This is a genomic window from Maribellus sp. YY47, assembly GCF_023111095.1.
Classification (GTDB): Bacteria; Bacteroidota; Bacteroidia; order Bacteroidales; family Prolixibacteraceae; genus Draconibacterium.
Genome location: NZ_JALGYW010000010.1, coordinates 158,191 through 180,647, shown reverse-complemented (window position 1 = coordinate 180,647; position 22,457 = coordinate 158,191). Strand labels below are relative to the sequence as shown.

At 45.3% G+C, this 22,457-nt stretch carries 18 protein-coding genes; 15 read left to right on the top strand and 3 right to left on the bottom strand.

The window, feature by feature from the left end; translation table 11 throughout:
• Nucleotides 1–14 precede the first annotated feature (14 nt).
• Both MR764_RS10385 and MR764_RS10380 read right to left on the bottom strand, forming a co-directional pair.
• Entirely contained in the window at nucleotides 15–569 is a 555-nt protein-coding gene (locus MR764_RS10385; protein ID WP_247979347.1) for a cupin domain-containing protein, read from the bottom strand.
• Between the two features lie 1,096 nt (nucleotides 570–1,665).
• Entirely contained in the window at nucleotides 1,666–3,210 is a 1,545-nt protein-coding gene (locus tag MR764_RS10380) for an ADP-ribosylglycohydrolase family protein (RefSeq protein WP_247979346.1), read from the bottom strand.
• Between the two features lie 1,105 nt (nucleotides 3,211–4,315).
• Here MR764_RS10380 and MR764_RS10375 point away from each other — a divergent pair.
• The 15 genes from MR764_RS10375 to MR764_RS10305 all read left to right on the top strand — a co-directional run bounded on the left by MR764_RS10375 (nucleotide 4,316) and on the right by MR764_RS10305 (nucleotide 19,772).
• Nucleotides 4,316–4,732, top strand: coding sequence for a PaaI family thioesterase (locus MR764_RS10375; protein ID WP_247979345.1), 417 nt, complete (start codon nucleotides 4,316–4,318; stop codon nucleotides 4,730–4,732).
• Nucleotides 4,732–5,862, top strand: coding sequence for a chorismate-binding protein (locus MR764_RS10370; RefSeq protein ID WP_247979344.1), 1,131 nt, complete (start codon nucleotides 4,732–4,734; stop codon nucleotides 5,860–5,862). The genes MR764_RS10375 and MR764_RS10370 overlap by 1 nt, the downstream gene beginning before the upstream one ends.
• On the top strand, nucleotides 5,863–7,527 hold the full coding sequence (gene menD, locus MR764_RS10365) for a 2-succinyl-5-enolpyruvyl-6-hydroxy-3-cyclohexene-1-carboxylic-acid synthase (protein WP_247979343.1): 1,665 nt from the start codon (nucleotides 5,863–5,865) through the stop codon (nucleotides 7,525–7,527).
• Nucleotides 7,528–7,542: 15 nt separating this feature from the next.
• Nucleotides 7,543–8,364 (top strand): 1,4-dihydroxy-2-naphthoyl-CoA synthase, encoded by an 822-nt coding sequence (gene menB, locus MR764_RS10360; protein WP_247979342.1) that lies wholly within the window; start codon nucleotides 7,543–7,545, stop codon nucleotides 8,362–8,364.
• A gap of 5 nt (nucleotides 8,365–8,369) precedes the next feature.
• Entirely contained in the window at nucleotides 8,370–9,263 is an 894-nt protein-coding gene (locus tag MR764_RS10355) for a 1,4-dihydroxy-2-naphthoate polyprenyltransferase (RefSeq protein ID WP_247979341.1), read from the top strand.
• The gene (locus MR764_RS10350; protein WP_247979340.1) at nucleotides 9,263–10,318 is read left to right on the top strand and encodes an o-succinylbenzoate synthase; all 1,056 of its coding nucleotides are present in this window, start codon (nucleotides 9,263–9,265) and stop codon (nucleotides 10,316–10,318) included. The genes MR764_RS10355 and MR764_RS10350 overlap by 1 nt, the downstream gene beginning before the upstream one ends.
• A gap of 164 nt (nucleotides 10,319–10,482) precedes the next feature.
• Nucleotides 10,483–11,556, top strand: a complete 1,074-nt coding sequence (locus tag MR764_RS10345; RefSeq protein ID WP_247979339.1) for an AMP-binding protein — start codon at nucleotides 10,483–10,485, stop codon at nucleotides 11,554–11,556.
• Between the two features lie 589 nt (nucleotides 11,557–12,145).
• A complete protein-coding gene (locus tag MR764_RS10340; protein ID WP_247979338.1) occupies nucleotides 12,146–12,796 on the top strand; it encodes a DUF1080 domain-containing protein in 651 nt (216 codons plus the stop codon).
• 560 nt (nucleotides 12,797–13,356) lie between these two features.
• A complete protein-coding gene (locus MR764_RS10335) occupies nucleotides 13,357–14,259 on the top strand; it encodes an EamA family transporter (protein WP_247979337.1) in 903 nt (300 codons plus the stop codon).
• A 131-nt stretch (nucleotides 14,260–14,390) separates the two neighbouring features.
• The gene (locus MR764_RS10330) at nucleotides 14,391–15,698 is read left to right on the top strand and encodes an alpha-L-fucosidase (RefSeq protein WP_247979336.1); all 1,308 of its coding nucleotides are present in this window, start codon (nucleotides 14,391–14,393) and stop codon (nucleotides 15,696–15,698) included.
• A 542-nt stretch (nucleotides 15,699–16,240) separates the two neighbouring features.
• Nucleotides 16,241–16,801: a sigma-70 family RNA polymerase sigma factor gene (locus MR764_RS10325; protein ID WP_247979335.1), complete on the top strand. Its 561-nt coding sequence runs from the start codon at nucleotides 16,241–16,243 to the stop codon at nucleotides 16,799–16,801.
• 26 nt (nucleotides 16,802–16,827) lie between these two features.
• A complete protein-coding gene (locus tag MR764_RS10320; RefSeq protein WP_247979334.1) occupies nucleotides 16,828–17,361 on the top strand; it encodes a hypothetical protein in 534 nt (177 codons plus the stop codon).
• A 76-nt stretch (nucleotides 17,362–17,437) separates the two neighbouring features.
• Nucleotides 17,438–17,941 carry a DUF4252 domain-containing protein gene (locus tag MR764_RS10315; protein WP_247979333.1) on the top strand — a complete coding sequence of 168 codons (504 nt, stop codon included), beginning with the start codon at nucleotides 17,438–17,440 and terminating at the stop codon, nucleotides 17,939–17,941.
• A gap of 106 nt (nucleotides 17,942–18,047) precedes the next feature.
• Nucleotides 18,048–18,818: a DUF432 domain-containing protein gene (locus MR764_RS10310; RefSeq protein ID WP_247979332.1), complete on the top strand. Its 771-nt coding sequence runs from the start codon at nucleotides 18,048–18,050 to the stop codon at nucleotides 18,816–18,818.
• A 108-nt stretch (nucleotides 18,819–18,926) separates the two neighbouring features.
• The gene (locus MR764_RS10305; protein WP_247979331.1) at nucleotides 18,927–19,772 is read left to right on the top strand and encodes a mechanosensitive ion channel family protein; all 846 of its coding nucleotides are present in this window, start codon (nucleotides 18,927–18,929) and stop codon (nucleotides 19,770–19,772) included.
• A 548-nt stretch (nucleotides 19,773–20,320) separates the two neighbouring features.
• Here the strand turns inward: MR764_RS10305 and MR764_RS10300 are convergent.
• Nucleotides 20,321–22,441 carry a M3 family metallopeptidase gene (locus tag MR764_RS10300; RefSeq protein WP_247979330.1) on the bottom strand — a complete coding sequence of 707 codons (2,121 nt, stop codon included), beginning with the start codon at nucleotides 22,439–22,441 and terminating at the stop codon, nucleotides 20,321–20,323.
• Nucleotides 22,442–22,457: the final 16 nt, after the last annotated feature.

Here is a 22,457-nt window from a genome sequence, read left to right as displayed (position 1 = left end):
TAGCATCCTTTTATTTAAAAAATAGTGGCGAGAAACCGCACTGTTTTTCCGTCAAGCGCCTTCATTCCATGAGGCTGGGTGGCATCGAAATACAAACTGTCGCCTTCGTTCAGCACCAGCTCGTGCCCGCCCACACTCAGGAGCATTCTTCCCTCCAGCACAAAATCCAGTTCCTGTCCGTTATGGCTGTTCAAATGCATCGGTTTTTCCTCCTCCTCCGGTTCGACGGTAACAATAAAAGGATCGGCTTTTCGCCCTATAAAACCGGCAGCAAGCGCCTGGTATTTATAGGCTTTCGAGCGTTCAATGGCCGGCCCCTGCCCCGCCCGGGTCAGAAAATACGATTTCATATTGGGCTCGTCGCCAAACAACAAAGCCGTTAACCCTACGCGGTATTTTTTCGACACATTTTGCAGCACGCCAATCGGAATATCGGTCTTCCCACTTTCGTACCCCAGGTAGTCTTCCACCGAAATATTACAGGTGGCAGCCATTTCTTCCACCGGGATATCCAGCACTTCGCGCAAGCCACTTAAGCGTAATGCGATCTCGCGAATCTGTTCGTTCATAATGGTTTTTTGTATTTGATTCGTTTCGGGCAAAGGTACTTGTTTTGCCCAAAAAAGGGACGTTCAGCCCTGAAGATATCTCCTGTTTTTGCAAAATTATGAAACGACCATGACGAAGATTAGCCACAAACAAGTATAATTAAAATCAGGGGAGTTACATCGAATGCAAATGAACTAAACAATTTTGATGAGATGAAAAGAAGCGGGGAGCAGGGAGCGGGGAGCGGAGAGCGGAGAGCACAGAGCGAAGAGCGGAGAGCGGAGAGCAGGGAGCAGGGAGCGAAGAGTCACTGATCATTGGTCAGCAGGTGGCAATCTATATCAATCTAATTCAATCCTCTCAATCCTTCTTCTCCAATGCCGAAATGCTTTAATGCGAAAATGCGAGAATGGGCTTCGGGCGGCGAGTCATTGGGCATTGGTCATTAGTCAGCAGGTGTCAATCTGTATCAATCTAATTCAATCCTCTCAATCCTTCTTCTCTGAACTCTGAAGTTTGAACTTTGAACAATCAATCCTTCAGAAACAATGCAGAAATGCTTTAATGCGAAAATGCGAGAATGGGCTTCGGGCGGCGAGTCATTGGTCAATAGTCATTGGTCACTGGAAATTCAATCTGCTCTGTCTATCCAATCTTTCTGTCCTTCAATCCTTCAGTCCCTCAATCTCATCATTCCTTCCATCCTTCTTCTCCAATGCGAAAATGCGAGAATGGGCTTCAAGCCGCGGGCAATTATGAAACAGCAAGAATGTCATCTCCATAAAACTCCATTCACATGACTAAGAAAAACCAACCGAATCGGGAGGATTCAAATGTTTGTAGCCGAATCATGAAACTAGCAAATTCGACTCCAGCCGGAGTCGTATGACAGCCATATATTTAAAACTATAAACATTTGATACCGCCGGTATCCGAAAACAATTCTCCTTTTCTTTTCGTGAAAAATTTGAAAATGCTCCCCCCTAAATAAAACCGAGCTTTAACCACCTCCCCTTCCCATCGGTTGACGAGTCAGGGTCGCACACCTCGTCGAAGCCGGATTGAGCCGGATTGCTTCTCCCGAGTGCTCGGGATCGCAATGACTGTTACCTTCTATTATTTACCTGTTTCGGCTGCTGGCGTTGAAGAATAGACGATCAGATCGTTCACATCTACACGGTAGTCGTCAGCAGGATTTTTCAGCGTGATCGACACCGTATGTTTTCCTTCCGGAAGCTGGTATTTCCAGGCTACTTCGTGGCGGCGTTTCGAGAAATTGGTGGGCATCACAAAGCTTTCGGCTTCTCCCCCGTCGATACGCATTTCCAGTTCCAGCACCTGGTCTTCCCGGTCTTTCTCTTTTTGTGCCGATCCGGTCAGTGCAAAACCATTGCCGCTGAATTCAATTTCCACTTCCGTATTGCCGCCGGTAAGTTGTTTCCCTATCCATTCGCGCGATACCGGGAAATGACCTTCAAAACCGGTTTCCAGCTGTACCGGTTTTATTTCCTGAAAAGCAACAGTAATGTTCTCGCCGTCTACTTTTCCGCCGTTTTCGGCCAGCACCTGTAACGCGTGTTTGGTTCCTATTTCATACACATCGTTTAGCGACATGGTGGTGTATTTGAAATCCATATCCTCCACCGGAGCAAGCGCCTTTTTCCATTCGTCAGGAATGTTGGCATACCCGATCATCGTGCCAAGAATACCGCCTGCACTGGCCGGGTTACAATCCGAGTCCTGTCCGCAGCGCGTTGAAACGTCGAGCGTTTTTGTATAATCGCCTTCACCGTACAGCAGGCCAACCACGATGTAAGCCGCATTGATCTTCGCGTCGATGTTAAACGGACGAAACACACCATCGGGGCAGCCAATGTCTGTCGACCATTTTTTCTCCACCTCGTTCCAGGTTTGGTGCCAGTCGTCGGGAAACTGCGCGTGCCACTGGATTACATCGTTAATACATTGGTAAAACTGCGACTGCTCGGGTATTGCTTTTAAAGCTTCGTTCACCACGTAATTCACATCGTCCGAAACAAATGCGAGCGAATACATGGCCGCCACATACACACCACCGTACCAGCCATCGCCGTAATTCATAATGTGCCCTATCTTATCGCAGATCTCCGAAGCCGTGTTCACCATTCCCGGCGCCATTAACCCGGCAAAATCGGCCTCAATCTGGAAATCGATATCATCGGAATGCGGATTGTTCAACCAATGACCCGACTCGGGTGGCATAATTCCGTTAAGAATATTGTAACGGGCAGCCTGATTGGCATGCCACAGCATATAATCAGCATTGGCAAAGGCCTCCGCATGCGAGGCAGCAGGAGCATCGAGCCCTTCCTTTTCAAACACATCCACAAACGTAAGGTCCATGTACACATCGTCGTACAAACCGGGGACGTTTTCGTAATACCACAAACAACGGTTCTCATCCCATGGAATAGAAACCGTGTCGTCGATCAATCTCCCCAGATAACGAAACTCGGTAGGCCCGCCATAAGTGCAACCAATCACCTGCCCGGCCCAGCCTCCCTTAATTTTGTCCTGAAGTTCGGCTTTTGTGAGTGTGGTTTTTAACTGTGTTTTAGATGAGTTTTGGGACGTGCATGATGCCAGTACGAGGATCAGCACTAAAAAAGTCAGGTTCTTCATATTTTCAGGTTGATGTTGGTGTAAAAACTCTTTTTTTGAAGGTGAAAAATTACCGTTCATGAAACATCTGCTAAGTTACCCGATAGAACGGAAAAACAAACACTGCTACCCGATAAAATAAGATAAACAGATTGCTTCTCCCGAGTGCCCGGGATCGCAATGACTGTCAACGCGTATTATTCGCCGGCAGCGGACAATGATGAACTTCAATAAAAGGATATTCTCACCTGTCCGCTGCATTGTACCCATATGCTATCGTGTCATTGCGATCCCGATGAGTCAAACGAATCGGGAGAAGCAATCTACCTACAATGGTAAAGTATGACAGATTCAGCTTCCACCACCTCTCCTTCCCGTCGGTTGACAAACCAGGGTGCTCCTCCTTCAAGGAAGAGAAATGGTTGCGAATGGGCTCTCGATAAAAACAACGTTCCTATATTTAAGAAAAACCAACCGAATCCGGAGGATTCAAATGTTTGTAACCGAATCATGAAATTAGCAAATTCGACTCCCGCCGGAGTCGTATGACAGCCATATATTTAAAACTACAAACATTTGATACCGCCGGTATCCGAAAACAATTCTCCTTTTTTTTTTCGTGAATAATTAGAGAATGCTCTCCCCTCTAAATAAAATTTACCCTCCACCACCTCCCCCTGATCGTCGAATGACGGATCAGGGTACTCCTCCTTCATGGAGGAGAAACGGTCGCGAAAGTCATCAGATGATTGTTAAATATTATATCAGAAAACCAACTGCGGGCATGACAAAATTCCGTCAGTCGGGCTAAGCCACCACTTTGAAAAAATGCCAAGGTTAATTTTGTCTTGATTTTTCTTTGTTTCGTTTCTTTTTATCAAGAAAAAGAAATGAAAGGAAGTTAAAGGCAAAGCCTCATCATCCTGAATAAAAGATTGCTTCTCCCGAGTGCTCGGGATCGCAATGACTGTAGCCGTGCACAGTTAACTGCAGCAAACCATCCATTCCCCTTTACTTTCAGCGACAAAACAGGCAACAGGGAAACAAAGCATGAAGCCTGCAAATATTCAGTTTTTCAATTTCAGGGTTTTGCTATCTTTGACGATTAATTTTTGACAAGCTGCAAATGACGATTGAAGAAATAAACAAGCTTTGCAAAAATACCCTCATCGGGCATTTGGACATTGAGTTTCTGAGTTACGGAGAGGATTTTGTGGAAGCCCGCATGTTGGTCGATCAGAAGAAATGGCAACCGGCAGGTTTGCTCCACGGCGGCGCATCGCTGGCTTTGGCGGAGACCGTTGCCAGCGGCGGCTCGATGCTGCTCGTCGATCCGGCTCAATTCAATGTGGTCGGAATGCAGGTGAGCGGAAATCATATTTCATCGGTAAGCGGAGGTTTTGTGCTTGCCCGTGCAGAAATCATCCACCGCGGAAGCAAAACACATGTTTGGGATGTAAAAATTACCTCCGGTGAAGGAAAACTTATTTCGGTGGCGCGTGTTACCAATATGATCATCGAAAAAAAACAGAAGAGGGATTAATGGAGCAGGTGACAAAAAAAGCATATTCAGTTTTCGATGCTTTAAAAACAGCTTTACAAAAAAAACTCACATTTGCCATTTACCGGTTACCCGGTGAAGAGGACGTATCGATGGTGGTACAAAAAGACCACCACTTGCAGCAGTTGGATAATTTATCGGAAATACCCGACAAGGGAGGTTTTCTGATTTCGCCTTTTGACAAGGACAACGGGCAAAAATCGTATTTGATACGCCCCGATTATGTGATTCGTAATATTCTTGATAAAGAAACTTTCAACCAAATAGAGGCGTTGTCGCCAAGCGGATTAAACGGCATGGATTGCATTCCGCCGGCCGAAACATCGCACGACGAATACATCGATCTGCTCAACCGCACGATCGGCGCCATTCAGGAGGGCGAATACGACAAAGTGGTATTGTCGCACGTGAAGATCCATCCCGGCCAATATTTTCCGGAACTAAAAAAGATCTTTCACATTTTGTGCGCAACCTATCCCAATGCCTTTGTTTATTTGTTCCGCATTCAGGGACATTGCTGGATGGGAGCTACTCCCGAGCCTTTGCTTTGTTCGCTCGACAACGAACTTTACACCGTTTCACTGGCGGGTACGCGTCCATATTCGCTTGAAAATAGCAACATCGCCAACTGGAACAACAAAGAGCGAATGGAACAGGAGTACGTAACGCGATATATCGAAGATGTACTGAAACGACACAACATTCAGCAATTCCGGAAAAACGGCCCGTACACCAAGCGTGCAGGAAAGTTGCTGCATTTACGTACCGACTTTTACATTCCGATGGAAGAAGTGGGCAAAAAGATCCCTTCGCTGATCGACTCGCTTCATCCGACTTCTGCCGTGTGCGGAATGCCGATGAAAAAATCGCTTCAGTTCATCAAATCGATGGAAAAGCACCACCGCGAATATTACGCAGGATATCTTGGCCCGGTGGGCATCGATAAGGAACTCCGGCTTTTTGTCAACCTGCGATGCATGAAAGTTTTAGAGAACCAGCTTGCCTTATACGTGGGAGGTGGCATTACTTCCGATTCGGTGGCCGAAGAGGAATGGGAAGAAACCGAGATCAAGGCAGATACCCTTTTGTCAATTCTTCATCAGATTCAGTAAATGATCCAGCGTCATCAGCATATTACCGATTTAAGCGTGCTTTGCAAAGAAGCCGGAATCGAACAAATTATTATTTCACCCGGCTCGCGGAACGCACCGCTTACCAATGCGTTTTTTGCCACTTTTGGCAAAGGCTGCCACAGCATTGTGGATGAACGAAGCGCAGCGTATGTGGGGCTGGGGATGGCGCGTAACCTGCAAAAACCGGTAGTGATTATCTCAACTTCAGGAACTGCGGTTTTGAATTACAGTCCGGCCATTGCAGAAGCCTACTACCAGCGCATCCCGTTGGTGGTGATCACTGCCGATCGGCCTTCGAAATGGATCGACCAGCAGGACAATCAAACGATTCGCCAACAAGAGGTGTACCGGAATTTCATTGTGAAAAGCCTGTCGCTTCCGGAAGAATACACGGCTGAAACATTGCAGCAAACCCACCGCGATATTACTGAAATTATCGAATTGGCCAAAACGATGGGTGGACCGGTTCATATTAACGTTCCGCTTGACGAACCGCTTTACGGAGAATTTCCGGCACCATCTGAAACACTGGTCAATGCATTTGAAAATTCAGAAGAACCGATGCCTATTCCTGCTGAACTAAAAGAACAGTGGAATAACGCGGAAAGCATTCTGTTGATCCACGGTCAGGATTTTCCAAATAAGAAATTACAGCAAGCCATTAACGCACTGGCCAGCGACAAACGGGTGGTGGTCGTTGCAGAAAATATATCCAACCTTTCCGGTGAATCCATTATCGATCAGCCGGAGTTGATGATCTGGCACAGCGATAAAGAAAATCTGCCGGCACCCGAACTGTTGATTTATGCGGGTGGTCAGGTGGTTTCCAAACAGCTGAAAGTACTGATCCGGAAATGGAAGATCAAAAATACCTGGCGCGTTGGCGTCGATCTATTTGAAATGGACACCTTCACGCAGCAAAATAAGTTTGCCAAAATAAGTGCTGCCGATGTTTACGCCCAACTCGCAGAAAATATACAAACCGGAGCTAGTAGTGAATTCAAACAAACCTGGCAGAATTCTTATAAAAATGCCTGTGAAGAAGCTGTGAAGATCAGTTCCGGCTTATCGTTTTCCGATCCTGCGGCATTACAGATCCTTTTAAACCATCTACCGGAAGAAACGATTCTGGAACTGGGAAACAGTAGCGTGATTCGCTATTCGCAACTTTTACCGGGAGTAAAAAATCATATTCAGTATGCCAATCGCGGTGTTTCTGGCATCGATGGTTGTTTATCCTCTGCTGTAGGAACTGCATTGACTACCAAGCAAACGACATTCGCCATTTTGGGTGACCTAAGTTTTGTGTACGACAGCAACGCACTCTGGAACCGCGAATTGCCGGGTAATCTTAAAATCGTTGTTTTTAATAACGAGGGCGGCGGCTTGTTTGGATTAATTCCCGGACCATCGTCGCAAGCGGCTTTTAACGATTTTTTTGTCGCACATCATCCCGTGGAGCTGCAAAAATTGGCAGAAGCATTCCATTTGAACTATTTTTGTGCTGACGATCCGGAATCATTAAGCAAGCAGTTAAAACCCTTCTTTGAAAACTCAGAAAGGCCAGCCCTGCTTGAAATAAAAACCGATCAGAATATAAACAAAGAGGCCTTCTTTCGCCTTATTGGAAAGAATAACAGCTAAAAACATTACACAGATATGACAACAAGAAATTGGGAAACCATCAGGGAATTTGAAGAAATCAAGTTTGAATACTGGGAAGGCATTGCCAAAATAACCATTAACCGTCCGCGTTACCGCAACGCTTTTACACCCGACACAACGCGTGAAATGTGTGAAGCCATGGTAATTTGCCGCGAAAGTCAGGACATTTCGGTAGTGGTATTCACCGGCGAAGGCGACAAAGCTTTTTGCAGCGGTGGCGACCAGAATGTAAAAAGTACTGCCGGGTACATCGGGAAAGACGGTGTTCCGCGTTTGAACGTTCTGGACCTTCAGAAACTCATTCGGTCCATTCCCAAGCCGGTAATTGCCATGGTGAACGGTTATGCGATCGGTGGCGGCCACGTGCTGCATGTGGTTTGCGATTTATCGATCGCATCTGAAAACGCCATTTTCGGGCAAACCGGGCCAAAAGTGGGCAGCTTCGATGCCGGTTTTGGCTCGTCGTACCTCGCTCGGGTGGTCGGTCAGAAAAAAGCCCGGGAGATCTGGTTCCTTTGCGAACAGTATTCGGCACAGGAAGCGCTTGAAATGGGTCTTGTTAACAAAGTGGTTCCTTTTGAGGAACTCGAAAACGAAACCGTTCGCTGGGCACAACGCATCATGCAACACAGTCCGCTGGCACTTCGCATGATCAAAGCCGGGTTGAATGCCGAACTCGATGGTCAGGCCGGAATTCAGGAGTTAGCCGGAAACGCCACCATGTTGTACTACATGACCGAAGAAGCGCAGGAAGGGAAAAAAGCATTCCTGGAAAAACGCAAACCCGATTTTTCGAAATATCCTAAAATGCCATAACGCCCGTGAAATTACGTGTCTGGATCAGTGCATTTCGTTTGCGAACCCTCCCGCTGGCGCTTTCGTGCTCGGTGTTGGGGAGTTTGCTGGCTTTGTCGCAGGATAAATTCAGGTGGATTATTTTTGTGCTGACCGTGTCAACCACGCTGTTTTTGCAAATTTTATCGAACCTGGCCAACGACTACGGCGACACCGTTAATGGGGTGGACAACGAAAACCGCCTGGGGCCGCAACGGGCAACACAATCCGGTAAAGTAAGCCGGAAGGAAATGCGCATAGCCATTGGCGTTTTTGCATTTCTTTCGCTGGTTTCCGGTTCTCTGTTGATTTTTCTGGGTTTGAAAGACATCACGCAAATCATATTGTTTTACGTGTTTGGGATCGCTTCCATTATTGCCGCCATCAAATATACCGTTGGGAAAAATCCCTACGGATACGCCGGTTTTGGCGATCTCTTCGTATTTATCTTTTTTGGATTGATCGGCGTTGTGGGAACTTACTACCTGCACACACACGAGTTTTCAGCATGGATTTTATTGCCCGCTTCCACGATCGGCCTCTTTAGTTCGGGGGTTTTAAACCTGAACAACATGCGCGATATCGAAAACGATTCGGAAAGTGGAAAACATACGTTGGTGGTTCGCCTCGGACAAAAAAGGGCTAAAGCTTATCACTTTGCATTGATCGTGGTAGCTATCATTCTGAGTGTGATTTATACGTTACACTTTTACAACTCGGCGATACAGTGGCTTTTCCTGCTTACCGTTCCGCTATTTTTCTGGAACCTGGCCGTTGTAGCCGGGAACTCAGAGCCACAGGCATTAAACAGCGAACTTAAAAAGTTGTCGCTGAGTACTTTTCTTTTCTCCATCGTTTTCGGACTTGCAATGGTGTTGTAATGCTCAAAGCTGAACTCAGATACAAAGAATTTATTTACCGGCGACCGGCAACCACTTCGCGAGGCACTTACACGCAAAAGAATGTCTGGTTTATTTTGTTGTTTGATGAAGACCAGCCACAGGTAAAAGGGATCGGCGAGTGCTCTTTATTTCCCGGATTAAGCATCGACGACCGCGAGGATTTTGAGCCGACACTGAAAACAGTGGTAGATTCAATCAACCGGGGAACGTTTGATTTTGCCACTCCCCTTTTGGAGTTTCCATCCATCCAATTTGCGCTGGAAACGGCACAAAAAGATCTGCAGGCAAACGGTTCAAAACTGCTTTTCCCATCGGCATTTACACGAGGTGAAGATTTTATACGTATCAACGGACTCATCTGGATGGGTGACCGCCGCGATATGGAAAATCAGATCGATCAAAAGCTTTCACAGGGTTTTAGCTGTGTGAAAATGAAGATCGGAGCCATCGGCTTTGAGGATGAATTCGAAGTACTGACTCAACTTCGCAAACGATACCCTGCAACTGATTTGGAAATCAGGCTGGATGCCAACGGAGCCTTTTCACCGGCAGAAGCGCCCGAGAAATTAAAACGGTTGTCAGATTTAACCGTTCACAGCATTGAACAACCCATCCGGCAGAAACAAACCGAAGAAATGGCAAAGCTCTGTGCCGAAACACCCATCCCGATTGCATTGGACGAGGAACTTTTGGGTGTTTTTCAGATGGAGAAAAAAGAACAGTTACTAAACGAAATCCAGCCACAATACATCATTCTGAAACCGGGACTACTGGGAGGAACTGAGCTCAGTGAAGAATGGATCAAAGCAGCTGACCAGCGAAATATAGGTTGGTGGATCACTTCAGCGCTGGAAACCAACATCGGACTAAACGCCATTGCGCAGTGGACCTACACCCTGAAAAAAGATATGCCGCACGGTCTGAGTACCGGGGCCTTGTTTGGAAACAACATCGAATCGCCTTTAAATTTGCAGGGAGAACGGCTTTCCTATTCTCCGGAGCAACATTGGAGGTTAGAAGGACTGAAGGATTGAAGGAATGAGGTCGAGTTACAGCATACTATGCGTCGTTGGATCAAATGCGTAAATGCAGAAATGCTTAAATGATTTAATAAATGAACACCGTGGTCCTCTGTGCCTTCTCTGTGTTTTCTGTGGTAAAAAGTTTGTAAAGCGAAGAATTGAAAGAATAAGCTGATTTGAAGGAAGAAATTGAAATAACAATTGATGGTCGGCAGCTGGTTGGCGAAGAGCTGGAGCAATACTGCCATTTTCAGCTGCAAGACGCCATGATTCAGGAATGGGAAAAGAAGATTTATTCTTTCATCCTCGACTGGACCAGCGATGCTCCCTTCATTGTTCAAACATCTTCGGGAACAACCGGGCAAAAAAAAGAGTTTCATCTTCCCAAAGAAGTAATGACGGCATCGGCCCGAAAAACCTGTGAAATTTTGGGAATCACATCCGAACAGACCGGATTGCTTTGCTTACCCGTTGACTACATCGCCGGGAAAATGATGATCGTTCGCGCCTTTGAAAGCGGGATGAACCTCTTACTGGCCGATCCGAAGGGTACTCCCGATTTAAGTCCGTTCGAAAAAATCGGATTCACCGCCCTGGTTCCCCTGCAGGTTTTTAATCTGCTTAACTCCGGAAATTCACTCGAAAAAATAGAACGGCTTATCATTGGCGGCGGCGAAATAAACACCGAACTGGAAAGGAGTTTGAGTCAGCTTCCCAACGCCATTTATGCCACTTACGGCATGGCAGAAACCTCTTCGCACGTAGCTTTGCGCAGGGTAAACGGTCCGGATAAAAGCAAGTTTTTTACCGCGATCCCGGGAGCTCAGTTTGAGGTGGATGAACGAAGCTGCCTGGTGATTCATGCCGACTACCTCGAAAATCCAATCGTTACCAACGACCTTGTTGAGTTTATCGATTCCTGCACTTTCCGATGGCTGGGACGCTTTGATAACCTCATCAATTCGGGTGGGGTTAAGATTGTACCCGAAGAACTGGAAGCGCTCCTTTCAAAAATAACCGGTTTAAGCGGCGCTTTTATCGGAATTCCCGATGCCAAACTGGGATCGAGGCTGGTACTGGTACTGGAGAAAAAAGATAAAACAGCTGCGCAGTCAGGTATTTTAGAGGAATTGAAAGGAACCCTGCCCAAACATCATCTGCCGAAAGAAATTTTCTTTGTAGAAGAACTGCCGCGTAATGCATCCTTCAAACTCGACCGGAATAAAATCAGAAGTTTAGTACTGCAATGAAACTCTTTATTTTATCAGTCCGTTTACGATTTCACCTTTCCGGTAGCAATATGACACACCTACCATAATATTTGTCTTTCCAGACGGAAAATACTTTTTCCTTCAGCTGAAAAAGTATTCAAAAAAGCCGCCGCTGACAGGAAAATTGCTAAAATCAAATTCACTCCGCGAAAAGAAAAGAAACTCATCCCGATTTTAGCATCGGGATTCAAACAGCTTTTCTTTTTAACGCTACATGCCTTTTGATTTTTAACGCATTTTCCTGTAGGCGGAGCTCTGCTGCTAAAAAACGTTTCCCCATCGAACAGCCTTCTCTGCCAAATCGCCTAAGTAAAGAACGGACAATTTTGCATAGTAAAGCCAAAAAATGAAGTGGGATATGGGGCAAAGCCCCTATCACTTTATTCGAATATCGAGTGAATGATTAGTTTCATACATTCACAAACAAGTAAAAAGCAAACAAGACCAACGTAAAAGTGAATTCAGGCAAGAATAGCCACCTCATTTGCCATATAGGTAAATTCCCTTTATATTTGGTTAGCCACGACCGTGGTAAAGTTCTGTCAACTAATAATTAAACCGACGAAGTATGCAAACCAAAAGTATTTTAGCAGTATTTATGCTGGGCCTGCTCTGCAGTTGCCAGCCCAAATGGCAACCCCTGTTCAGCGACGATCTTTCAAATGCACTCAATGTTAACGGCGCATGGTCTTTCCAGGGAGATGTTCTCACCGCATCAGAAGACGCTTCTTTATTCACAAACGCGGAATATGAAAACTTTGAGCTCGATCTGGAATTTAAAAATGAAAAAGGAACAAACAGCGGGGTGATCGTATATTGCACCAACCGCGAAGACTGGATTCCCAATTCGGTGGAAATACAAATCAGCGACGATCAGCATTTTGGCGACGAAGGCTTAAAACCCATTTTTATGTGTGGCGGAATATTTGGTCACCTGGGACCAACTTCCTCATCGGTGAAGCCGACCGGAGAATGGAACCATATGAACATCCGGTGCGAAGGGCAGCACATCACGGTTACCCTGAACGGGCAGGTTTCTGCCGACATGGACATGGCACTTTGGACCAGCGGTACCAAAAATCCTGACGGAACAGACATCCCTTCGTGGCTGCCGAAACCATTTGCGGAACTCCCCACCAAAGGCTACATCGGGTTTCAGGGAAAACACGGAGACGCAAATATCTACTTCAGGAACATCAAAATATCTCCGATAAAATAAGTAAACAACCACGCTCAGACAAGCCCAGTGAATGTGAATTACATGTAAAAACACTATTGTTATTCATTCTCGAATTAGTCTGACTTATACTTTAATTCCGCAAGCGGAATTTAGCGGCTCGCAGATAACGCAGATTTACGCAGAAAATAATTTGCGGGAATCAGCGCAATCAGCGCGAAAAAAAAATACTTGAGAGAAAGCTGAAAGCCGGAGCAGAATACGTTCCGGCTTCTTCTTTAAAAACATTGAAATCCTGAGCACTTAACACTCTCCATACTTACTGGGGGCATGCCAAATTTCCTTCACTGCTATATCTCTGTGGTACTCTGTGTTTTTTTCTCTGTGGTGCTCTGTGGTTTCCTTGATCTTTAACCACAGAGAACACGAAGTCTTTCACAGAGGTTTGCCGAGTTTTTTCTATTTCTTTTATTCTGACACAAAAAGAAAATCTCTCGTGCACCCGATTCACTTCTTATGTAAAGATTAAGCTTTGGTTTCATTTTGCCAACGAAGGAATACGTTCGCCGGAACATCGATAGCTTTGCGCAAAAATTCGACACATGTGGGTTGCGCTTGCACTAATCTCGGCGGTATTACTGGGCCTGTACGACGTACTTAAAAAACTCTCGTTAAACGGGAACGCGGTTTTGCCGGTGCTTTTTCTGTCCACCATTACGGCAGCTGTTACCGTTGCCCCTTTTGTTGGTGGATCGGTTTTCTTTCCCGATTTTTTTCAATCCATCCAAATGTACGTTCCGCCGGTAAACGCGCACGAGCATCTGCTCATCTTTATAAAATCGGTGATCGTGGTCGGCAGTTGGATTTTTGCGTTCCATGCGATGAAACATCTGCCCATTACCATCATCTCTCCCATTCGGGCCACCGGCCCCATCTGGACCTTGATCGGAGCCATCCTAATTTTTCAGGAACACCTCAACCTTCTTCAATGGATGGGTGTTGCCATTACACTCGTTTTCTTTTACCTGCTTTCTACGGCAGGAAAACTCGAGGGAATCAATTTCAAACGAAACATTTGGATATTTTGCATCATTGCCGCTACGCTTTTGGGCGCTGCCAGCGGTTTGTTCGACAAATACATCCTTCGCCGCATCGACCGTTTGGCGGTTCAATCGTGGTTTTCGTTTTACCAGGTGGTAGTCATGTTACCCGCTATCGCCCTGTTTCGCTGGCGAAACCCCAAACAGGAACGCCCTCCGTTCGAGTGGCGCTGGAGCATTCCGCTGATTGCCATTTTCCTGTTGTTTGCCGATTACATGTATTTCTATGCCCTAAGTATCCCCGATTCGATGATTTCCATTGTTTCCGCGTTGCGCCGCGGTGGTGTAGTTGTAGCTTTTTCAGTGGGAGCCATTCTTTTCCGTGAACACAACATCAAGCGAAAAGGAATTTACCTGTTCGGAATACTTTTGGGAATACTGATCATTAGTTACGGTTCGCGGTGATTTCCGCCCCCTTAAGTTCAAGCCTTTTATTTAACTGTCCTGACCCTGTCCTTGCCACGCAACATATTTTATGGCAAGGCAATAATTTGTATTTTGGTGCAATATTTTTCACCTAAATCAAATTAATTCACATGAAAAAATTAAGCAGCTTACTCCTGTTACTTCTGATTTCAGGAAGCGTTTTATTCGCGCAATCCGGCTACCAGCCCAGCGAAAAAAATCTCGAAAACCGGGAATGGTTTCAGAATGCCAAATTCGGTTTGTTTATTCACTGGGGCGTTTATTCCATTTTGGGTGATGGCGAATGGGTAATGAACCAGCAACAAATCCCCGTCCACCAATACGAAAAGCTGCCCGCGTTCTTCTATCCGGTCGATTTTAATCCGGCGGAATGGGTATCGATGGTCAAAAAAGCCGGAATGAAATACATTACCATCACCAGCAAACACCACGATGGTTTTGCGATGTACGACTCAAAAATCAGCAATTACGATATTATGGACCGCACACCTTACGGAAAAGATGTGCTGAAAATGCTGAAGGAGGAATGCGACAAACAGGGAATCAAGCTTTTCCTTTATCATTCGCAACTCGACTGGCACCACCCCGATTATTTTCCACGTGGCGGAACCGGCCAGAACTATACCGGCCGACCCGAAAGCGGAAACTGGGAAAACTACATCGAATACATGAATACACAACTTTCGGAGTTGCTGACCAATTACGGCGAGATTGGCGGAATCTGGTTTGACGGAATGTGGGACAAGAAAGATGAAAACTGGCACCTCGATAAAACCTATTCTTTGATTCACCAACTGCAACCCGGTACCTTAATCGGCAGCAACCATCATATTGACCCAATCCCGGGCGAAGATTTCCAGATGTTCGAACGCGATCTGCCGGGCGAAAATACCATGGGCTTTAACCAAACCGGAACCATTTCAGAGCTTCCGCTCGAAATGTGTGAAACGATGAACGGTTCATGGGGTTTTAACCTGAAAGATCAAAATTACAAGTCATCGAAAACACTCATTCAAACCATGGTAAAAGCAGCAGGTTTTGGCGCCAACTTCCTGTTGAACACCGGCCCGATGCCCAACGGCAAAATTCAACCCGAAAATATTGATACCTTAATGGTGATGGGTCAGTGGCTTGAAAAATACGGTGAAACCATTTACGACTCTCGTAAAGGCCCGATTCGCCCGCAGGAATGGGGAGCCACCACAGTTGGCAAAGACGGCAATGTGTATATTCACGTACTGGAAATGAAAGACGAAACCCTTCTGATTCCCGCGTTACCGGGTAAAATTAAATCGGCCGTTTATTTTGATGGTGGCGAAAAAGTGAATTTCAAGAAAACAGACGATGGAATACTGCTCACAATTCCAAAAGAAAAAAGAGACGAAATCGATACCATCTTGGTTTTGAAACTAAGCTGATTTTCATCAATACATATAGCGAATACAGATGATAAATCCGGGCAGTGTCCCGGATTTTTTCTTTTCACCTTTCATAAAACATATTTTATCATTAGTGCCACGTAAATCATTAAGATTTCTTCTCCACCATTTAGCGGATCGCAATGACCTGCATAGAAATTTCTTAAAACGGGGAGGTGTTGCGGCTATCCAAAAAATCAGTAAAATCAGGTTCACGCAAAGAAACATAAGAAGCGCAAAGGTTGCAGATTACTCATAATCAGCTCCTCTCTTTGCGTACTTTTGTGTAAATCTTAGCGCGCTTTGCGTGACATTTACTTTTTGGGACAAGCCCAACACCTCCGGCCAAGATCGCAGCCTTTCAGTGTCGTCGTTGCGAGCCAGATGATTCGGGAGAAGCAATCTCTTTGTCTCGAAATAGTTAAAAATGAAACTAGTACTCTTTTATCAAAAAATTCTTTATTCCGATGTAATGCTTTCCGAAGGCCGACGTCTTAACTTTGAAAACAAGAAACAAAAAGCAGAAAAGCAAACAAAAAAGCATGGTTGCCCGAGATTTTAAAACGAGTGTATTACCGGTAAGCAAAAAACTGCTGCGCTTTGCCACCCACTTTCTGAAGGACGAGGATCTGGCACGCGACGTTGTTCAGGACGTGTTCCTGAAGCTCTGGCAAAAAAGGGAAACACTCTCTGAAATTGATAACATTGAGGCCTTTGCCATGCGAATGACACGCAACCACTGCATCGATTTTGTAAGAGCCAACCGGGTTGTACCGATCGATGCAGACACTGACCGGAAAATGAAGGAAGAAACGGTCGATGTTCATTCAAAAGTTGAATTAAGCGAATCAGCCGGACAAATCCGGAGGCTGATCGACCGGCTGCCCGACCTGCAGCGCAACGTTATGCACATGCGCGACATTGAGCAGCTGAGTTACGACGAAATCGCGGATGTGACCGGATTACAGGTGAATGCAATCAGAGTAAACCTGTCGAGAGCCCGAAAAAAAGTGCGGGATGAATTTTTAAAAATGAATGACAATGAAACGAGCATATATACAACCAGCGCAAAGGGAGGAAAAAACCATGCGAGTTACATATGATACCAATGAAATAAACAATTAATCATATGAAAACCGAAGAAGTAAAAATTTTATTACAACGCTACTTTGATGGCGACAGTACCGATGCCGAAGAAAGAATGCTGGAAGCCTATTTTCAGTCGGGAGAGGTAGCCGCCGAAGTAGCTGAATATGCCGGGTTCTTTGGAGGAATTTCAGCGTTGGCCAACTTAGCCGACGACCCTACGATTGAAGACGATGTAATGGATTACATCCTGGAACACGAACACCGCGAGAAAACACGCTACCGTTCGATGTGGAAAGTGGTAACCGGTATTGCAGCTTCAGTAATCATTGTTTTGGCGGGCTTCCTGTTTTACCAGGAACAAAAGAAACCATTTGACGACACGTTCAAGAATCCGGATGAAGCGTATGCCTATGCTACCAAAACGCTGGAGTTTGTATCGGGAAAATACAACAAGGGACTGGCACAGCTTTCCAACTTCGAAATGCTGCACAAAGCTTCCGAGCCGATTACAAAAGGAACAGAACCCGTAGTTAAATTCTACGACGAGATAAATAAAACAGAAAACCAACAATAAAAAATATAAACCAACCGGCAGCTAGCAGCCGGCAAGTGAAGCAACAAAAGAATAATAACAAGAAAAATAAAACGTGATGAAGAAGTTAATATTACTGTTGGCAATTATACTGCCGCTCGCAGTGTTTGCACAAAAAGACCCGGTTGACAAGCTATTTTCAAAATACGCCAACCAAAAGGGATTTACTACGGTTAACATTTCAGGGAAACTACTGGGCTTTGCCGCCCAGATCGACACCGGCGATGAAACCACCAAAGATGTACTATCGGGCTTAAAAGGCATTCGAGTTCTTTCGGTAGATGACGACGAGCTCAATAAAAAGATTGATTTCTACAAAGAACTGGAAGCCGACGGTTTTTTCAAAAACAACGATTTTGAAGTACTGATGGAAGTTACCGAAGAAAACGAAGTAGTTCGCTTTCTGGCACGGGATGCCGGCAACGGAAAAATCTCGGACCTGCTCCTGGTTGTGGGTGGCGACGACAATGCGCTGATCAGCATCAGCGGGATAATCGATCCACAGAACATCGGGAAAATTACCAAAGCCGTAAACATTGATGTTGGAGACAAATTTGAATAAGCCGTAAAAGCAGAATATTTAAGAATCCGGGAACTCTCCCGGATTTTTTTTGCCCTGTAGCCTTCTGTTTTCAAATTTTTGTACATTTATTTTTCAATTCACATTCATGGAGAAAGAAACAATTTTTCGAAAACACAGCATACACCCGGGCGAAACGGCGCTCCTGCCCTGCAACGATATTATTCTGGGAATAAAAAGAGAAAAAGAAGGCTGGTATCTCCGGGTATTTGATAAAAACACCGGGCCCGAATCGATGACTCCTGAAGACATTACAGCGGGAGAATATTTTCAGTCGGGAAAATCAAACAGCATAATTATCAGCCCCGCACTTCACTATAAACCACTGGTTTTTAAAGGCAATAAAATGAAAATTGCCCCGCATCAGCGCATGTCCTTTTTTATAAAAATCCCGATTGTTCTTCTGGTGTATTTTTCAAAAATAGAGGAAGGAAACCGGTTAAAAGAAGTTCCTTCGCGCCGTTTGTCCGATACCTGGTTTGGAGAGCCCGACTCCGGAGTACCGGCTTTTGCGATAGGCAGTGATTATTCGCTTTCGTTTTCGGACATGAAAGTGAACGAATACGAAGCCATTTGCCCGGTCAGCATTTTTAATAACTGCGACGAAACACTCGAAGTACAGCGTCTGATTATAAAAGCGGATAACATGACGCTCTACAAAAACAATAAATTACTGGTGACAAGTGTGGTAAAACTGGAATATAAAGGCCAGTCAAGCATCAGTTCGGTTGACTACGGAACTTCGAAGGCGTTCCACGGAGACAATCCCGAAACGGTTGCCAAACCAAGAACGAACGACTTGAAAGGTTTATTAAAGGCAAACTTTCATTTTATCCGGAACATGTACCGGTTTGACTAACAAAACGAGCACGAACAGGTAAAGCTTTTGGGCGGTATTTGTTCCGCTAAACTTGAAAATAATACCACTCGCCGATTAAAAATATCACATTAAACAAAAGGAATACGAATGAAATTTGACTGGTCGAAATACATTAATGCCGAAAACCTCGAACGCCTGGTGATAGCCCTGATCATTGTTGCCATTGGCACAGGGCTGATCTACCTGATCAGATCACTGGTGAAACGGGTGCTTCCCAACTCCATGTCGAAACAGCGGCAGATGATCGTAACCCGCTTCATCAATTACACGGGTTATGCGATCCTGGTTTTTGTTGTTTTGGATGAAATGAACATCGATCTCACTCCCTTTTTCGGGGCAGCCGGGATCATCGGTATTGTACTTGGCGTAGCCTCGCAAACCAGTATTGGCAATATTGTCAGCGGTTTTTTCCTGGTGTCTGAAAAATCATTCGAAATTGGCGATGTGATACGAATCGGTGATAAATCGGGATCGGTGTACAGCATCGACCTATTATCCATTAAAATCAGAACATTCGACGGACTTCTGTTGCGTATTCCCAACCAAACAGTAATCAGCTCCGAAGTGATAAACGTTACCCGTTTCCCGATCAGAAGACTGGACATTAACGTAGGGGTAGCGTACAAAGAAAACCTGAAACGGGTTAAAGAACTGTTGGAACAAATAGTGAGGCAAAACCCGCTGTGCCTCGACGAACCTGAACCCGTGATCCTTTTTAAGGAATTTGGCGCCAGCAGTATCGATATCCTGGTTGGCGTGTGGTTTGAAAGGACCAATTACCAGGCCGTTAAAAACTCTCTTTTCCAGGATATAAAAGAGACATTCGACCGCGAAGGTATTGAAATTCCGTTCCCGCATGTAACGCTTTACACCGGAGAAGCCACCAAGCCTTTCCCCGTTGTGAAAAAGGAAGATACCGAAGCCAAAGGATAAACAAAGCCGCGATACGCGGAAATGCAGCAATAAGCTGCGAGCCGCGGGCTGCAAGCCATTTGTCACTTGTCATTAGTCAATTTTCCAGAGATGAAGCAGTCATTTCCTGAGTCGGAGTGCTTATTTCTCAAGTTGTAGTGGTCGTTTCTTGAGTTAGAGTGGTTATTTCTCAAGTTGCAGCAGTTATTTCTCAAGTTAAAGATGTTATTTCCTGACTTGCAGCAGTCATTTCTTTAGTTGAAGTGGTTTCTTCTCAAGTTGAAGCATTCATTTCTTGAATTGAAATGATGATTTCCCGACTTAAAACAGTCGTTTCCTGAGGTAAAACGATTATTATTTAAGTGACAGCGTGCTGCTGCGATTACTTGAAGCCCACAGCTCATTCTACAATTTAACGTTTTACAATTTAGCAATGGATTGCTGTTCGATGTTGCCGTCCTGCTTTATTTTACTTGTAGCTTAAAGCTCGTGGTTCGTGGCTCAGAGCTTTCAAAAAAAAACGTCGTGCCTGCAAAAGACACGACGTTTTTTCTAGTTCAAGTTGATCACTAAATCAATCCGCGTTTACGCAAAAGTGGTTCTTTGGAAGGATCCTGTCCGCGGAAGTTGCGGTAAATGGTCATACCATCGTCCGATCCGCATTTTTCGAGCAGGGTACGGAACTTAGCCGCATACTCCTTGTTAAAAATATCGCCGCTTTGTTTGAAGGCATCAAAAGCATCGCTGTCGAGAACAGCTGCCCAGATGTATACATAGTAACCTGCCGAATAACCATCGCCTGAGAAAATATGCGAGAAGTAGGTACTCCGGTAACGGGGCAAAAACTCCGGAATCAAACCAATTCCATTCAGGGCTTCGTTTTCAAAAGCATTTACATCTGAAATCTCCGGATTTTTTGTGGTATGGTAATCCATATCCAGCAACGATGCAGCCACGTATTCACCGGTAATAAATCCCTGGTTGAAGGTACCTGCTTTGATCAATTTCGCCAGTAAAGCATCGGGGATGGTTTCGCCGGTTTGGTAATGTTTGGCATAAACCTTAATTACTTCAGGTTCTGCGGCCCAGTTTTCCATAATCTGCGAGGGCAGCTCAACAAAATCGCGTGGCACGCTACCTGCTGTGCGGTCGTATGGGCCATCGGCGAACAAACCGTGCAACGCATGTCCAAACTCGTGGAACAAGGTAGAAACTTCGTCGAAGCTCAACAAAGCCGGTGCATCGCCTGCAGGACGCGTAAAATTCATAACGATAGAACCGATGCGCGAAACGCGTTCACCATTCACATAACTTGCCGGACGGAAGCTGGTCGACCAGGCGCCCACTTTTTTACCGTCGCGCGGATGGAAATCCATGTACAAAACACCCAGGTGCGATCCATCGGCTTCCTGTACTTCGTAGGCTTCCGCCTCCTCGTTGTAAGTCGGCAAATCATCACGCTTAACGAACTTCAAACCATACAGCTGATCGGCTACATAGAAAATACCATTCTTTGCATTTTCAAGGCTGAAATAAGGTTTTACTTCCGCTTCATCCAGATCGTATTTCTCTTTACGCAGTTTTTCGGAATAATACCACCAATCCCACGATTGCAGGTTGAATTTTCCCCCTTCACGATCGATAATCTTCTGCATGTCTTTTACATCCTGCTTCGCCATCTTCAGCGCGGGTTCCCAAAGTTCCATCAGGAAACTGGTGATGTTCTCCGGAGTCTTGGCCATGTTTACATCTGCCTTGTACGCCGCAAAATTTTCAAAACCCAGAAGTTTGGCTTTCTGATCGCGCAAGGGAACAATTTTCTTAATGATCTCTTTATTGTCGTTTTCGTTATCGTTATCGCCGCGCATAAAATAACCACGGTATAACTTTTCCCTCAAATCGCGGTTTTCAGCAAAAGTAAGAAACGGGATCCAGCTGGGTTTAGCCAAGGTAAATACCCATTTTCCTGAATCACCTGTTTTTTGGGCAGCTGCAGCAGCACCTGCAATCACGTCTTCGGGCAAACCGGCCAGGTCTTCTTCCCTGTCGATTACCAGTTTGAAACTCTTATTGGTTTCGGCTAACAGATTTTCACCAAATTGAAGGTACAAATCAGATAGCTGAAGATTGATTTCTTTCAATTTAGCCTGATCTTCTTCGGCAAGATTAGCGCCGCCACGAACAAAATCCTCGTAATATTTCTCAACCACGCGCATTTGTTCCTGGTCGAAGTTCAATTCATTCCTTTGATCATAAATGGCTTTAATTCGTTTAAACAGGCCGGCATTCATCGAAATATTGTTGTGATGAGCGGTGCTCAGCGGCGATAATTCGCGGGCTACCGCCTGCATTTCGTCGTTGGTATTGGCGCTGCTTAAAGGGCCAAACACACCATTCACTTTTTGCAGCAACGCACCCGACTTATCGAATGCCAGGATGGTATTTTCAAAGGTTGGCTCCTCAGGATTGGCAACAATAGCTTCAATTTCAGCTTCCTGTTGCTGAATCCCTTCTTTTACCGCCGGAACGTAATGTTCCACTTTTATTTCGTCGAATGGCGGAACGCCAAAAGGAGTTTTCCACTCAGTAAAAAACGGGTTTTCCATGTCTGTTTTACTTTCAGTTTTCTGGTTCTGGCACGAAACAATTCCCAGGCCAGCCCATGCAAAAATTAAGAGCAGTTTTTTCATTATATAACTTTCAGAT